This window comes from Bacteroides sp. BFG-606 (genome assembly GCF_024788145.1).
Taxonomy (GTDB): domain Bacteria; phylum Bacteroidota; class Bacteroidia; order Bacteroidales; family Bacteroidaceae; genus Bacteroides; species Bacteroides vicugnae.
This window is the reverse complement of record NZ_JANUIL010000001.1, coordinates 5593438-5610934: the sequence shown is the minus strand read 5'-3', so window position 1 is coordinate 5610934 and position 17497 is coordinate 5593438. Positions and strand designations below refer to the sequence as shown.

The window sequence follows — 17497 nt, the reverse complement described above, 5'->3', positions numbered from 1 at the left end:
GAGATACTTGAAATTCTCTGTATATATATGTTATTTCAGGTTAGCTCCTTTTCCGGCAAGTTCAGGGATTGGTGTGAAGTTTCCACTATCAAATCCTCCGGGAATTGCAAACGGGTTCTTTGAATAACGGGTGATAATACCATTTGTTTCCCCTTCTTGGTTTACTTTGGTTGAGGCATTCGTTTTCCATCCATAGGTATTCCATTTCCATTTATTGGTCAGGTCGGGATTCAGTCCGTAAACAATGTTGTCAGCTATTGATATGGATGGCATGGGGTCGATGTTTGCGATGATATAGAAGCTTGAACCACTATTGCTGAATCCATCCGTCACATTATCGTCAGAATAACCAATGTTGTTTTTTATACTTACATTTTCTACATTAGTCATAACCAAATAGGCGGCAGCAAGGGAATTACTGCTGTTACCGGCATAATTGATAATCGTATTGTTGGAGAAAGAAATGTTTTTGGTAGTTCCTTTGGCATTGGAAGTATAGATACTTCCTTGCAGCAGAGTTCCTTTCTTGTACCAGATATTGTTTTCTATAGAGACATTAGTGACATCTGTGGTTATCAATGAACCAATGTTGAATATTGAACTTTTATCCGGAAATTTACTCATGTCGATATAGTTGTTTTTAAAGTATAGGCTGTTGATACCACCCAATGGTGCGTTAGTACCTGTCAGTGCGAGAATTGATTTGGCCGGTGCGTTGATGTTGCAGTCTCCGATCCAGACATTATGGGCGTTGCCTGTACTGCTGTAGTTGCCCATAGACAAGTTTTCTATAGTGACATTCTTGAATACGATGGAACTGTTTTGTTGTAAACGTATGCCACCGGTACCGCTAAAATTAAGATTCGGTTTTTCTGTTGCCGACTTACTGATGAATACCACCTTTTTACCATTCATAGCTTGATCTCCATCCATGGTAATATTAAGAATGTGCTCTCCTGATAAGAAATAAATCGTTGGTTGAGACGGGGCGAGTATTGTTTTTTCCAGTGTCTGGTCCGTTTCGCTCAAATCTATTTCTTGTGATACAGGGAAATTCGTACTGTTAATTTCAATAGCACCGGCTCCGTCTCCGATAGTGAAGAGAGTTTCTCCTTTCTGATAGATACTTAGATAGTCAATAGCCGGTTCAACCGGTTCTTCGGCAATAACTTCCACCTGCAACTTCAGGATTGTGCTGAATTTACCGGAATTAGCCAGAATTGAAATATCTGTGCTGTTAGATGCCGTGGCACGTGTCAATGTTGTCAAAGCTTCGGGTGCGGTTACGGTTAAGATAGCTTCATTGTCAAGAGGTTCGGATAATGTTGCATTCCAGCCGGCAGGACACGCCATTAATGCAATGTCATCTACACCGTTCAGCAATATTTTAAAGTTCTTACTTTCTTTAGAAGTGAATTTTTGAATTCCTGTCACTGACTCCTCAAATGTACATGAGAATGAACCAACGATGGGTACCGTTATTTCCGTATCATCTTTCAAGATCAGGTGGAACGATTTCCCGTCATCACTGATATTGACTGATTTAAAGAAACCCGTGTCTGTTGTTCCCTCTGCTTTTACCGGATGACCGTTGGAGTCTTCAACCGGCTTAAATTGTTCGCTGGTTTTATAACGTATTTCCCAATACCCCGTATCTTCGTTGATACGGAATTCCGGAGTAAGTCCGTCTTCGCCTGTTGCTTTTACCGGACTGTTGCCAACGAGTATGCGTTCAGGTGTTTCATTTCCATAACGTACGGTCCAATAACCTTCGCTGTCAATTCCCACCATGGGATAGATTGTTTCCTCCATCTTCTGAACAACTCTCAATATTTTACCATTGCTAAGAGTGATGGTATAGGCACCGTTTTCTTCATTCACCGTGGTAATGGTAGCCCCATTTCTATAAAGCTCTTGGAGAGCCGTAATATTTCCGTTCAGATTATTGGCCTGAATTTCCAATTTGGTCAGACGTTTTTGTAAATCGTGTACTTCATCCCAAAGATCATCAGTCTTGTTGCATCCTGCGAACACTACGGTCAGCATGATTAGAAGATTCCATAATTTCTTCATAATAATTCTATTTAAAGTTGTTTTTATTTTAATGAGTTAATCCAAGCAGGTACATATCCCAAACGTTTACGAAGCTGTGCCTCATAGAGTGAATAAGGTTCTACGGCAGTGTTGTAAGATTCGTTTAATTTGACTTCGTTATCTGAGAAAGTTAACTGACTGGCAGCGGGACCGTGGAATCCTACGATTGTAGGAGGTAGGAAACAAGTCCAGTTTCCGTCCCACCATGTGAAAGAACCTTGAGACACACTGTTTGTATTAGTTGCGTTGAAATTCCATAAGGTAAGATCGTCCAGATGATTGGGTAGCTCACTTTTGGCACCGCCCTGATGTAATTTGATAAATGCTCCATTGCAGCAATCGAATAAAGTAGCCCGTGGTTGTGTGGCATGCGCTTCGAAGCACGCGTCTTCCCCCAAGTGACATTCCAGATAACGGTACCCATACTTTGCTTGGATACCCCGCAACCATGAAACTGTCCGGCATTATCAAGATAAGTACCGGTTGTGTTCTCATCAATGGCGATGTATCCGTTGCTATGGTCGTGAACTTTTCCGATGAATATTCTGGATGATCCTCCCGAGCGAATGGCAGAGTGACCACGATGCCCGTTTATCTCAATGTCATATGCTGAAATATTAGCAGATGATGATATGCTAAGTGCTTCACTTATATTAGTGAAGTCGACACGGCGTATCCAGGAGTTTACCAGACGCATCATGCCAATCGGCTTATAGTCATTGTCATCTCCTCCATTATTACCATGGTGAAGAAATCCGGGTTGTGTGTTTCCTGCAAACGTAAGGTCTTCTATGCCTATATTCTCGTAATAATTGAATTTGCATAGCTCCCATTTCCATTGAGGGTCTACCTCATGCATCAATGGTTCTGCAAATGTAATTTCATTTCCTTTTTTATTGACTATCTGATGATAGTCATATACCTGTACACCGGAATTAGTAAGGTTAGTCCATTGTGAGTTGGCTGTTTTGTTCCACACATTCCCGTCGGCTGTAATAGACGTCAGTTCCTTGTTGATAAGAGATGGGCTGGTATCAATCAATCTTAAGCATACCCATTGTCCTGCACTAAAAGAACTGGCATCTGCCACATTGATGACAAATGTTCCTTTGGGAGCAACATCACCGGTCAGTCTGACCGGATTCTGAAGATCTACCGTATGTTTGATATTAATCATGGCAGGAGGAGTGGAATTAGCTACGTTTACATTGCGGTCAGCCATTCTGATAATGGTTTTATCACGTCCGGCTCCTTTGAGTACAAATCCTCCGAAATTTATCTCAATTGGCTTTGAAACTCCGTTTTCATCATCGGCAGCGGTGTGCAGCACATAATCTCCTTCCGGGAAGTAAATGATGGCTTTTGCATTGGCCTGATACTTGAATAATTGGGTGATACTTAACAACGCTTCCCGGTCTGACGTTTTGCCGTCGCCTTTGGCACCATAGTCCTTTACGTTATAAACGGTGTAGTCATTACTTTTTAAATGAACGGCGGGAGGAGCTTCTGTACCGTGTTTGTAACCTGCATATGAAAAATCGAGCAGAATATTTTCCGGAGAGTTGGTGGCAAAACGATTCCATGCCAAGGTGGCGTTCGCATCAAAACCGGTGGTCAGCAATTTTACGGAAATAGTCGTCATACGAAGATAACCTTGTATGGAAGTATATATAATTTTAATATTCTCTTCTTTCTCGACTGATGTGTTTGACGGAGCAATAATTGTAAGTTGCTGTTCTTTGAGATCTGCCTGCCAGTCATCCGGTGCAAGGATAGTGACGGCGGACACTTCGTTTTGTTCCACTTCATATACGCGTTTTTCACCCAATGGGAATACTTGTTGTTTACTTGTCCCCGGTATTCTTAGATAGAAACTTTCCGTACAAGGTATTTTATATACTTGACCGTCTGTCAGGGTGACGGTTAGTATTTTCTTTTCAGAGTCGTAAACAACTTCTTTGAATACTCCGTCTTCACTTACACCGTTTTTTCCTATGGCTGTACATTCCTTACCACCCAAGAGGCTATATGTGGCGCCCCCATTCGTGCTGATTTCCCAGAATCCATCTAAGTTGACTCTTAATAGTGGAGTAACAGCGGTTTTGTCTGCGCTTTCTGCCGTAGCCGGAATTTTGTTTCCCTTTTCGTCAGTCAAAGAATTGAATGTAACTCCGTTGTCTGTACTGAAAACCCAGAATCCTTCTTTACTGATAGAGAGTAGGGGAATGGATAGATTTACTTTAGAAGCTTGTACCACTTCAATAGTAGAACCATCATTTAGTTCAATCCGGTACTTGTCGCCTACATAAGTGACTCCTACGATTATATCAGCTTTCAGTAAAGCCTGTAGGCTTTCGAGAGAAGTGTTAAGACTCTTTGTCGCAGTCTCCAAAGCGACTGCACGGTCTTTTAGCAGGTTGATTTCTTTGCTCAATTCGTCAGTGTCTTGACACGAGAACAGGAAGAACAAGCAGAAGAAACCTCCCCAAAGGTACTTAATGCTTTTGTTGTTTTTCATACGTTTTTATTTTTGTGGGTAATTTTGCTGGGGGCAAATGTATTTGATCTGGGTAAAAAACAGGTGCGTGCAGCGTACTTAAGAACATACGTTAGAGTACAAAATAAGATCAATGTACGTTGACCGCATAAAAACAGAACATTGGGAACTCGTTATGAACGGAATGGAAACCGGATAAAAAAAGCGACATAGAGTTTTTATCTACATCGCAAATTTACTGCATGGCTTCAAGTGCTAAGTTACATCTCTTTTCAGATCTGTTGACTGTATCGAAAGGGGGGAGGCTTTATTTTATCGGGATAACCATGTTCCATGATTGGGTTGCATTGTCAAATCCGCCGGCACCATTCATTGTTGCAAAGAAAGCATGAGTCGCTTTCCCATTTTCGAATAACAGGAACGGGCGTTCCAGTTGTCCTTGCATTTCCACTTTTCCATCTTCCCATTCTACAGTACGTGAGTAGGCTTTGGGATCTTTGTCTATCGTCCACTGAATACCATTTGGGGAGTGAGCCATTACACCTCCGCCTTTTTCTCCGGTAAATTTAGCAACATGGTCTTTAAAGATTGCATGGTATCCTCTGCTGTCTTTCCAAAGGAACGGGTCTTCCGCTTCTCCTTGTCCGTCCACTTGAAAGATGGGCTGGCCATTGTTGAGTACTGTGTAAGGTCCTTCGATGGACGGAGCATATGCCATGCCAAGCGCCATGTCCGAGAACTTATCGTCTCCGACATACGTTCTTCCTTTGAAGATCATCATTACCGAACCGTCTTCCTGTATGATAGGAGAAGGGTTGGATACAAGAAAACTATAGAAAGTATTGGGTTTTGTTTTTAATATAGGTTCGTCGAAACGTTTCCAAGGACCATATGGGCTGTCGGCAATAGCCAGTCCGATGCGTTTATTGGAGCGTCCGACAGTACACCATGGGCTGTCCAGTGTCAACTGGTCATAGGTAGGATTGGCGAAAGGATGTGTAGATCCCATATATATCAGGTAATATTTATTCTGGTATTCCAGAATACGCGGATTATGTGTCGAGCGTCCGTCCCAATACTGTGCTCCACGGGCGGGTAGTGCGATGTCACTGAATTTGTAAGGTCCTTCGGGGGTATCGGATATTGCGTGAACTATTTCTGAAGCTACCATCCAGCCGGGATGAAAAGGAAGAGATTTCGGAAAACGGGAAACAAACATATGGTATTTTCCGTCATTTCCTTTTATAACAGAACTTCCCCATACCCAATATCCTTCGGATTCAAACGCCGGTGTGCGTGGAGCCTGTCCCAGATGATGGAATAGCTCATTCTCCGATTGCCGTTTCAACTTTGTCAGGTTTTCTATTTTCTGCGCAAATACAGTGCTTCCCAATACAGTGAAGCATAATAAGACATATAAATGTTGCTTTCTCATGTTTTTTTACTTAAATTATAGACTATCTTTATTATTGCAAATAAAGTCTGTTTTAATGAGAATCAAGTGTGTCATCTGTACATGAATAGTGTTGTCTGCGTACAGGCCTATCCGTTTTCGCTTTCCTGTTCTTCTTTATTATCCCCTTTCCGGTATGCTTGAGGTATCATGTGATATTTTTCCTTAAAACATTTGCTGAATTGTCTGGGAGAAGAGAATCCTAAACGGTCGGAGATTTCGGAGATGTTGAATTCAGGGTTTTCCTTGAGCATGATGGCCGCACGCTTTAGCCGTACGGTCAGGATAAAATCGTATGGGGTCTGTCCTGTAATAGCTTTTAGCTTGGTAAACAATTTGGTACGCGCTATACCTGTCTCACGGGCTAGGATATCTACATTAAACTCAACATCATCTATATGTTTCTCAATGACTTGCATGGCCTGATCAACCAATTCCTTATCTAATGGGTTGGTTGCCAATATTTGTGGAACCGTTTGCGGGTGTTTGCTGAATTTTTCTTGCAGCATAAGGCGGTTATTCACGAGATTGTTGCATCGTGAAAGCAGGATATTAATGTTGAATGGTTTAGTAATATAATCATCTGCTCCCAAACGTAACCCTTCCAGATTGTGCTCGATGGCTGTACGTGCCGTGAGCAATACTACTGGAATGTGACATGTGTCTATGTTATTCTTTACTAGTTTACAAAGCTCCGTACCGGACATTTCAGGCATAACAATGTCACTAAGTATGATATTGGGCTGTCCTGCCTGCACCTTTTCCCAGCCTTCCTGTCCATTAGCCGCTGTATCGACCGTATAGAATACCTCGAATATTTTAACAAGCATTTCTCGCAGCGATTCATTGTCTTCTACAATCAGAATTTTAACCTCTCTGCTTTGTGCGATAGACTCTTTATTCATGACTTCCTGATCCGATAAAAGTTGTTGTACGGTTTCCGGAGAGTGAGGTCCTTCTTCAACTGCTTGTTGCGGTTCTTCCTGATGTTTGCTGATTTGTTCAGGACTGAAATGCTCGTTACCACTTTTGAGATGCACGCAGAAGGTAGTTCCTTCTCCTTGTTCGCTGTATACTTCGATACTGCCGTGATGCAATTCTATAATACCTTTGGTAAGAGCCAGACCAATACCTGTTCCGGCATGGATGGGAGAATCCATTTGTTCCGTTTGATAGAAGCGGTTGAATATCTTGTCAATATCCTGTGGAGAAATACCTGCTCCATTATCGGTAACTTCAATGATGACTTCCCGGTTGCCCTTCCGTACCGATACGGAAATCTCTCCTTCCTCTTTCGTATACTTAAAGGCATTGGACAGAAGATTATTCATGACCTTCTGCAACTGTTTAGCATCGTACCATACGTTTATTATATCGTTTGTTTTCTGGAATCTGAACGTTATTTTTCTTTGTACGGCATATTCCTGGAAGAGTAGATAATTCTCATAAATAAAATCGACAATGTTATGTTCGCTTACTTTGATAGTCATATATCCTTGCTCCTGTTTTCGGAAGTCAAGAAGCTCTGTTATCAGCTCACGCAGTTGCAGGCTGCTTTTATATACTCCGAGAATTTTAGTATAGATGGTCGGTGCAAACGAACGGACTTGCAGTAACATTTCCATTTGCCCGATAATTAGCGTGAGCGGTGTACGGAATTCATGCGAGATATTAGTGAAAAACCGCAGCTTGGCCTGATTGAGCTGTTCGATGTCTTCAGTACGTTTTTGTTCATACTTTAATGATTCCTGCAATTTGATCCGGTTATTGTAAGTGCGTATAAGGAAATAAAGAATTGCGCCAATAATCAGAATATATGATAAATAGGCCCAAACAGTCTTATAGAACGGCGGAAGAATAACGATCTTCAATTGATGTGCCGGTATATGCGCATGGTTGTTTTTAAGGCGTACGTATAGTGTGTATTCACCGGGATTCAGGTTTGTATATGTAATTGTATGTTGTCCGCGTGTACTGGTCCATGTATTTGAGAATCCATCCAGAAAATATTCCAGTTGGTCTTTATTGGCCGGAATATAATTGGATATGGCATATTCGATACTAAACATGGACTGGTTGGCTTTGAGTATGAGCTTTCGGGTGGAACCTAAATCTTCTTTCAGTATATGGCTTTGGTCTCCCGCATTAATTTCCTGTCCGTTTACTAAAAGACGGAATGGAGATATCGTGTAATCTCCGGGAGCATAATCAATGTCTTTTTCCTCAAAAGAGATCATTCCGTCAATGCCTCCTATGAAGATTTCTCCTTGGCGGGTTCTGTATAAAGAACGTTCGTTAGGGGCGGATAGGGGTACACCATTCTCTTGATTGTAATTCGTGAATTTTTGGGTAGGGTAGTCCAGAATTGAAAAACCTAAATCTGTGGTGAACAGTAATTTATCCGGAGACAACTCACATACGTCATACACACAGTTGCTTGCTAACTCATTATTTTCTTCATCAAAGTTAATGAAATCATCCGTTTCATACCGGTAGAGATCAATGCCATTATCATTACTGCATATCCATATACGGTGGCGGCTGTCTTCATAGATTCGGTTGATACTATTACTGCTGATACTATGTTCCAAAGCATGGTTATGCTTATAGTTTGTCATTTTATGACTATCTGGCTGGTAGGTAAATATCCCGTCACCTCCTCCGTATATCCATAGTGTCTTGCGGTGATCAATGAAGAGACCTCCGGCATATGTTATCTTGTCTGGTTCTTCTTGAAACAGGCGGTCCACTTTTTCCGATTCGGGATGGAATAGGCAAACCCCTATATTGGTTGCAATGAGCAGCTGGTCTTTATAAGGAACAATATCCCTGATAATATTAGAAGGAAGTGAATTTTTGTCACCCTCTTTAGATTTGTATCGGGTGAACCGTTTGGTCTTTAAATCCATTTTGTTCAGTCCTCCCATGTGCGTACCTATCCATAACACTTCGCGATGAGCGTCATAATAGAGTGATTTTATATTATTGTGCGAAAGGCTGTTGGCATTATTGTCGTGTTTATACCATTCGAATTGATGGCTTGTCAAATTGTACTTGTTCAGTCCTCCGCCTTCAGTTCCTATCCATAAGTTATTCTGGCCGTCCTCTATGATACATCCTACGATAGGAGAACTCAATCCTTCATTTGCTACGTCCGATGTCCGATATTGATGGTAAATCTGACTTTCCGGATTGAAATAATTGACTCCGCCAAAATAGGTCCCTGCCCAGATACTACCCTGATGGTCACACAAAAGGCTCCAGATGGAGGAATGGCTAAGCCCTTTTTCGTGTTTCAAATAATAAGTGAATGTTTGAGTAGCCGGATGAAACATGTTTAATCCGTCGAAAGTGCCTATCCATATATTCCCCTGTTTATCTTCGATACAGCAACGGATAAAATTAGAACTGATAGTTGAGAGGTCATTTTCCTGATGACGGAAGTTTTTGATTGTAGTTCCGTTCATTGTGAAAAGTCCATGTTCCCAGCTTCCTATCCAGTATTGTCCGGATGAATCCTGAAAGATTGTAGAGATATTCCCTTTGGGAATGAGGTGTGACAGGTTGCCTTTTTCTAAACTGAACAGCCCTTGGGTTTCGGTACCAATGAGTACACGTTCTTCACTTATATGAAGGGAAGTAATTTGAGTCCGCTTTTCTGGTAATTCATAATATGTATTAAATTGTTTCCCATCGTATTTATAGACACAGTTGTTGTAAGCAATATATAATTGTTTATGGAAAAACATGGCCCGTATTTCTTTTTGTATCAGTGTGGTGAATTTATTAAGCCTGATATTGAAAGCAGATACCCCTTTGGGAGTCATGAAATAAATCTCCCCGTTGCCATTACCTGTTATCTGTCTGATGTTGTTGTAGATCAGACTGTTTGGATTGTTTTTCTGGGATTTGTATATTTTGAATTCATGCCCGTTATATAAATTAGCCCCGTTTCGTGTACCTATCCAAATGAATCCTCGTTCGTCCTGATACATCGTCATGACTGCATTATGAGAGAGTCCGTCACTATTTGTGAGATGTCTGAAAGAGATATCCTGTGCTTGTCCTTTGATAATATGGATAAGCAGGAAACAAATGAGACATAGATGTTTCTTGATAGTCATAGGTATTAGAATTCTAGAATTTGCTATGCAAATATACGTTCTTTTTGCAGATATGCAACTGTTGTATGAGTACATAAAATGTGTAATATAAGTACATTTGCAGTTTGCAGGGATGATGTACGTACAGAGTATGATTCTTGTATGCATAGCTAACGGCCTCTTTTTTATGAATACCTACATTTGCGATATCATTCATTTAAATCTTTACAGCATATGAACAGCATAGTCTTGACTTTGGCGGGAATTTCCATCTTTATGATGGCCGGATGTAACTTGAAAAAGGCTGCAACGGAAGATATGGTAACAGAAAATATATCAAACGCCGTTTCCCAATATTCTTTGATGACCAACCGGATAGAAGCAAGTGACTGCATAATGAATCCGAAGACTTTGGACGAAAAGCAACAAGTGGTTTATGCTTCTTATGATGATTGGACCAGTGGGTTCTTCCCTGGCAGTATGTGGTATTTGTATCAGCTTACAGGAGATGAAAAGTGGGAGAAACTGGCTGTGAAATATACGGAATCACTCGATTCCGTGCAGTATCTTACATGGCATCATGATGTGGGTTTTATGGTAGGATGCAGTTATCTTAATGGAATGCGTTTGGGACAGAAAGATTATAAGTCGGTTGTGTTGCAAACAGCGCGTTCGCTTTCTACACGTTTCCGGTCCGGAGCTGGAATTATACAGTCTTGGGATGCGGATAAGGGCTGGCAGGCACAACGAGGATGGAAATGTCCCGTTATTATAGACAATATGATGAATCTCGAACTTCTTTTCGAGGCGACCCGCTTGTCGGGTGATTCCACCTATTATAATATGGCAGTCAGTCATGCCGACCGGACACTTAAAGAACATTTCCGCTCTGATGGCAGCTGTTATCATGTAGTAGACTATGATCCGGAAACTGGTACTGTACGCAGTAGGCAGACAGCCCAGGGGATATGCTGATGAGTCTGCCTGGGCAAGAGGGCAGGCATGGGCTATTTATGGTTATACGGTTTGTTACCGTTATACACATAAACCGGAGTATTGGGAGCAGGCTTGTAGAATATATGATTTCATATTTACGAATAAGCATTTGGCTTCCGACTTGATACCATATTGGGACTATGATGCATTGAATATTCCTAATGAGCCACGGGATGTCTCAGCGGCGGCTATCACTGCTGCAGCTCTTTATGAGCTGAGCATGTATTTGCCTAATCCGCGTTATAAAAAGACAGCCGACAAAATACTGGCCTCATTAAGCACTCCTGCCTACCGTGCTAAAGTAGGAGAAAACGGGAATTTTATTTTAATGCATTCGGTAGGCAGCATACCTCATAATGCGGAGGTAGATGTTCCATTGAATTATGCGGATTATTATTTTCTGGAAGCCTTGAGTCGTAAGCGGGAGATGGAAAAACAAGTAGTTTGCAAGAAAGTACTGTAATTTTCCGTTTGCTTTCTTGAGAAACCGGCATATTAAATCAATAGAATACTAAGAATGAAAAATAGATTAATAACCAATTTGAATTATATTATGGAGAATCGACAAATCACAAGACGCGTCTGTCTGTTGCTGATGACGCTTTGTTCTTTCACCGTTGTCTTTGCACAGATTGCAATCAGTGGAAGGGTGATGGATGAATCGAAAGAGCCCATTATAGGGGCGAATATTAAAGTGAAAGGAGGAACGACCGGTACCATCTCCGATATGGATGGACGGTTCAAACTTTCTGTTCCTAAATCATCTTCAGTATTAGTCATCTCGTTTATAGGCTATGCGACTAAAGAAGTGACGGTAGGAAATCAAAAGGTACTGAATGTGACATTGAAAGAAGATGGTGTTGCCTTGGATGAAGTTGTTGCTGTAGGGTACGCAACAGTGAAAAAAAGTGATTTAACCGGATCGGTGGCAAAGGTGGATATGAATGATTTAACGAAAGCGCAGGTACTTTCCATCGACCAGGCATTGGGTGGACGTGTTGCCGGTGTGCAAGTTGTTTCCTCTGACGGGCAACCCGGAGCCGAGGCTAATATTGTGATTCGTGGTAGTAATACAATTTCGGACTCCAGTGATGGCGCACCTTTATATGTGATTGACGGTTTTGCTACGGAAGATGGAAATCTGGCTTCACTGAATTCAAATGACATTGAATCGATTGATGTATTGAAGGATGCTTCTGCTACGGCTATTTATGGAGCACGTGGGGCAAACGGAGTCATTATTATTACAACGAAACGTGGTTCGGAAAGTGCTCCGAAAGTAACGTATGATGGATATGTGACTTACCAATTGAAACCGCAGGGCATGGAGCTGCTTCAGGGGAGAGACTATGTTGCCATGCAGGAGGAGGTATTGACTGTTTCTGAAATGAATAGAACATATTATAGTTATGATGAAGCGTTGGGACGTAACCGTATTTTGAGCGATTATGATAAAGTGCCTTCGTACAACTGGCAAGATCAGGTTTTCCGTAATGCGCCCATGACCAGTCATCATATCTCATTGACGGGCGGTACTAAAAATACGAAATATAGTTCCAGTTTGTCTTATTATAACCAGCAGGGGATTATCATTAACTCTTCTTATGAGAGCTTGAAAGCACGTCTGACACTAGACCAGCAGATTACCAGGAAAGTGAAATTCGGCGGTAGCTTGAATTTTGCTAATAATATTTCAAAAGGTACGGCGCCTTCACAGGGTTCTGACGCAGGTGGTACGCAGTATTTTCTATATCAGGTACTGGCTTATCGTCCGGTGTTTTATGCCGATTCGGAAGAATCGGAGGACGCTTTGTTAGCTGAAAATCCGAACTATCCGTATAATCCTTTGAAAACAATAGAAAATATGTATCAGAAAGTGCGCAGCCGTCAGTTGAATCTGAATGCCTATTTATCATGGGATATTCTAAAGGATCTGGCATTCAAAGCTACTTTTGCTTATACTTGGCGTCAGGACCGGAATGAGGCATTTAATAATGCGGATACCTATTGGGGAGATCCGCGTTATTCTGCCAAACATTCAAATGGTAATTTTAGTTTTAGGGAGTGGGATGGATGGTCTAATGAATATACGTTGACTTATAAAAAGAGAGTCAAGAGTCATAATATCACTGCCATGCTCGGAGCCTCGATGAATAGCAAAACAATCTCTACATTAGGTGCCAGTTCGACGATGGTGCCGTGGGATGGACTCGGCTTTTGGGGAATTTCGAATGGAACACCTGACAAGGTTACTTCGACTAATTTTGAAGACCGTATGATGTCTTATTTCGCCCGTTTCAACTATGACTGGAAATCCCGTTATCTGATGACGGCAACGATGCGTGCGGATGGAAGTTCCCGTTTTCCTTATCATAAGTGGGGATATTTCCCCTCGGCTTCTTTCGGATGGCGTGTTTCAGAAGAAGCGTTCATGCAGGGAAGTCGCAAGTGGCTGTCGAATTTAAAGTTCAGAGTGGGTTGGGGAACTACCGGTAATAACAATACGAAGAATTATTATCCTTCCCAGTTGCTTTATTTAGGCGATCAGAATTATGCTTTTAATAACTCTATAGATAATCCGGCAATTTATATTTCTCAAATGCCGAACAAAGACCTGAAGTGGGAAACCACTTATCAGACAAACATAGGATTGGACTTTGGATTATTTAATAACCGTATTAACGGTGTAGTAGATATTTACGATAAACAAACAAAGGACTTGTTGTTGTATGCGGAAGTCCCGTTGTCTATCGGCTTTGATAAAATACAGCAGAATATAGGTAGTGTGCGCAATCGTGGATTGGAAATATCAATCAATACGGTCAACTTAGTAGGTGGCAGGGGGCGTTTCAAGTGGACAACAAATTTTAATATCTCCTTCAATAGAAATGAGATTACCGGACTGTCGGGCGATCAGGATTATCAGGTTTCAGGGCTGGATTCTCCCAAGTTGTCTAATCTTTATATTGCCCGTATAGGGCATCCTCTTTCGGAGATGTTCGGATATGTATATGATGGTGTTTATCAATATGAGGATTTTAATGAAGTTTCTCCCAATGTATTTGTGCTGAAAGATGGAATACCCAACAATACAAAGGAACGTAATACCATTCAACCGGGGGATATGAAACTGAAAGATATTAATGGAGACGGAAAGGTGACGCCTGAAGATATGACAGTGATTGGTCACGGGCTGCCGGTTCATACGGGTGGTTTTACTAATAATTTCGAATACAAAGGCTTTGACTTGAGTGTATTCTTTCAATGGTCTTATGGTAATGATGTGATCAATTATAATCGTGCCAAACTGGAGAATATGAATGGTGTCCGCCATACCAATATGCTTGCTTCTGCAAAAGATCATTGGACACCTCGTATAGACAATGGTGACGGAACTTATGCAGCTGGAAATTATACGAATTATTTATGGAGGGTAGATGGCGGACTGTCCGACATCAACACAAGTCGTGTCGTAGAAGATGCATCCTTCCTGCGATTGAAAAATGTGCAGTTAGGTTATAATTTTCCTGTAAAGCTGATTCGCAAGTTTAAATTGAGTTCCTTGCGGTTGTATCTTAGCGGACAGAATTTGTGGACATGGACCAAATATACCGGATATGATCCGGAAGTGTCAACCAGGAATTCGGCAATGACTCGTGGATTTGACTATTCGGCTTATCCGAGAACGACTTCTTTTACATTCGGTGTGAAGTTAGGATTATAGTTTAACAGGTATAAAAACAGAATATGATGAAAAAAATAGTATATATTATAGGAGTAACCTTGGCATTTTCCTCTTGTAGTTTTTTGGATACGGAGGTATATGGCAATCTGGATGAAAAGAACCTGTATCATGATGAGAATAGTTGCATGGCAGGTTTGGCCGGGATTTATGACCGTTTGGGAGCAGAAGGTGTTTATGGACTGAATATCTGGGGAGAGTTGGACGCCGGAACAGATCTTACTGTATATCGCGCCGATTATAATAAAAGCAAGGCATTGCCTTCACTCAATAATTATAATAATACGGATCCCTATTTACAGCTTACCTGGCAACATTTGTATGAGGGTATTAATCGTGCGAATGATTATATTGCTTCTATTACCGGACGCACGGATTCGGATTGTGGCGGTGCACGAAAGAAAACAATGTTTCTGGCAGAAGCAAAAGCATTAAGAGCATTATTCTATATGAATCTGGTTGCTTATTGGGGAGAGGTTCCTTTGCGACTGGAAGTTGTTCGTGATTTGGCACAACAACAACTGAAGAAATCTTCCCAGCCGGAAATTTATAGGCAGATTATAAAGGACTTGGAAGAAGCGGAACCGGGTTGCCTTCCGGCTGATGAACTGAATGCACCGGGACGCATTGCGAAAACTACCGTGCAGGCATTGTTGGCACGTGCATATATGTGGCAGGCGGGATATCCAGTTGAGGCTGATACTTGGGAGGACGCACTTATCTGGGCGCGTAAAGTGAGAGACAGCGGTTTGCATACTCTATATAAGACGACCGAGGACGGGGTGAATGGTTATCGTGCTTTATTTATTAATATGTGTTCCAATAAGTATGACCTGACTTACCGTGAAAGTATGTTCGAGGTCGAATTTTATGGTAACGGTTTGGATAAGACCAATGAAAGCGGTAAAGTGGGACTTTATATGGGCATTAGCCAGCAAACGACTACTGATCCCGATGTACCGAGAGCATATGCTTGGTATCATGGCACCAAATTGTTTTTTAAGATGTTCGAAGATGCAGATGCCCGTAAATGGTGGAACTTTGCGGATTATAAATATGTGACGACGGATGGTAAAGTTAAAAAAGTGATGTTGTCAGACAGTGATAAAGCCAGTTATGTAGATGGTGATCCCGGAAAATGGAGAGCTGAATATGATCCGGTTCGTCCGTGGTCTTTGAATAGTTCCTCTATCAACTTTCCTGTAATGCGCTACTCGGATGTGTTATTGATGATTGCCGAGTGTGCTAATGAGGTGGCTGGTTCGCCGACAAAAGAAGCTGTGGATGCGATAAACGAAGTACGTAAAAGAGCGGGAATATCGGAGATCGGATTGACAGACTGTACTCAAAGTTCTTTCCGCGATTCCATCAAAGTAGAACGTACAAGGGAGCTATGCTTTGAAGTGCCTCGTCATATGGAGCTTCGCCGTTGGGGAAAACAATATTTCTTTGACCGTATCAATTTGTTGAAGGATCAGTCTATGGATAGTCAGAATAAAAAAATCGGATATGATCTGACCACTGTGAAAGCATTGCCTGCTATTAACCTGGCAGAAAAACATATCTATTATCCTATACCCCAGGCAGAACTGAATACTAATCCGACCTGTGGACAAAATGTGAATTGGTGATCTTAACTTTTAATGTAACGAAATTATGAAAAAGATATATTTTTATTCTTTCCTGATAATGACAGGCGTATGGCTTTCTTCTTGTGATGCTGACGAAGTGGATTGTGTTGATTTTGGCGTGACTTTATCCAATGATATACAGGAAATATTTGCAGGTGAGCCTGTTACCTTTGATTTTAGTGGAAATCCGGATTATATTGTTTTTTATTCCGGTGAGGATGGGAGTAAATATGCAAATAAAGACCGTTTGCGGGTGGAGATAGAATCGGCTGAATTGTCATATGAAATATTGCAGCAGTATACACGGGTACCTTATCGTAATAAAGAGACAATGTCTATTTTCATCTCAGAGAGTTTTAATGGAGATTATTCCACAATAAAAGAGGAGGACTGGCAATGTTTATCCGGAGCAAACGGACAGCTGCATCTGAAAGTTCCGCTTTGTGCAGATGCCAGTGGCAGGGAAACGGTTGCTGACGGAATGGATCTTACTGCTTATAAAGATAAGAAATTTTATCTGGCTTTCCATTATAATGCTGTTGCTGCGTCAGATGCGGATACATATCCTCGTGTGGATATCACCTCTTTAGTTGTGTCGAAGAAACTGAAAGATGGTTCTATCTCAACAATGAATGATCCGAAATCGCAATTCGGTTTTAATTATGCTTTTGAAGCAATTACGAAAAAGACTAATTTTAGTGCTAGCAATACTACGTTGTTGTTTCAGCCTACAACAGACAATTTGAAGTCGGATGTCGATGTCTGGGCGATTAGTCAGGCTATAGATCTGACTGCGGTATCACCGGATATGGGAACTCCTATCAAGTCTTTAAATATGAAAACACAGTCTTATACCTATACGTATAACGAACCGGGTGAATATACTGCTACATTCGTAGGCTCTAATTCGAATGCTTGGAACTCAAAGAGCATGGTAAAGGAGATTAAGATATTAGTGAAAGAAAATCCCGTGAATTGATC

Annotated in this window: 7 protein-coding genes and 2 pseudogenes; 4 read left to right on the top strand and 5 right to left on the bottom strand. The window is 41.4% G+C overall.

All coding sequences use genetic code 11. The features are described from left to right. Window positions 1-30: 30 nt before the first annotated feature. From NXV01_RS21695 to NXV01_RS21680, 5 genes and pseudogenes are all read right to left on the bottom strand, one after another. Window positions 31-2073, bottom strand: a complete 2043-nt coding sequence (locus NXV01_RS21695) for a DUF4988 domain-containing protein (protein ID WP_259023220.1) — start codon at window positions 2071-2073, stop codon at window positions 31-33. 23 nt (window positions 2074-2096) lie between these two features. Next, on the bottom strand, window positions 2097-2540 hold the full coding sequence (locus NXV01_RS26085; RefSeq protein ID WP_409012876.1) for a DUF4955 domain-containing protein: 444 nt from the start codon (window positions 2538-2540) through the stop codon (window positions 2097-2099). An 806-nt stretch (window positions 2541-3346) separates the two neighbouring features. Further along, a pseudogene (locus tag NXV01_RS26080) lies at window positions 3347-4612 on the bottom strand (PL29 family lyase N-terminal domain-containing protein); the annotation flags it as partial. A 286-nt stretch (window positions 4613-4898) separates the two neighbouring features. Continuing rightward, window positions 4899-6026, bottom strand: coding sequence for a glycoside hydrolase family protein (locus NXV01_RS21685; protein WP_148364863.1), 1128 nt, complete (start codon window positions 6024-6026; stop codon window positions 4899-4901). 107 nt (window positions 6027-6133) lie between these two features. Beyond that, a complete protein-coding gene (locus NXV01_RS21680) occupies window positions 6134-10168 on the bottom strand; it encodes a two-component regulator propeller domain-containing protein (RefSeq protein ID WP_259023218.1) in 4035 nt (1344 codons plus the stop codon). 213 nt (window positions 10169-10381) lie between these two features. Between NXV01_RS21680 and NXV01_RS21675 the strand changes: the two are divergent. The 4 genes and pseudogenes from NXV01_RS21675 to NXV01_RS21660 all read left to right on the top strand — a co-directional run bounded on the left by NXV01_RS21675 (window position 10382) and on the right by NXV01_RS21660 (window position 17495). Then, window positions 10382-11606, top strand: a pseudogene (locus NXV01_RS21675) (glycoside hydrolase family 88 protein). Between the two features lie 54 nt (window positions 11607-11660). Further along, the gene (locus NXV01_RS21670; RefSeq protein ID WP_229128615.1) at window positions 11661-14867 is read left to right on the top strand and encodes a TonB-dependent receptor; all 3207 of its coding nucleotides are present in this window, start codon (window positions 11661-11663) and stop codon (window positions 14865-14867) included. 23 nt (window positions 14868-14890) lie between these two features. Beyond that, on the top strand, window positions 14891-16516 hold the full coding sequence (locus NXV01_RS21665) for a RagB/SusD family nutrient uptake outer membrane protein (protein WP_229126990.1): 1626 nt from the start codon (window positions 14891-14893) through the stop codon (window positions 16514-16516). Between the two features lie 25 nt (window positions 16517-16541). Further along, entirely contained in the window at window positions 16542-17495 is a 954-nt protein-coding gene (locus NXV01_RS21660; RefSeq protein WP_259023217.1) for a DUF5017 domain-containing protein, read from the top strand. The last annotated feature ends 2 nt before the right edge of the window (window positions 17496-17497 follow it).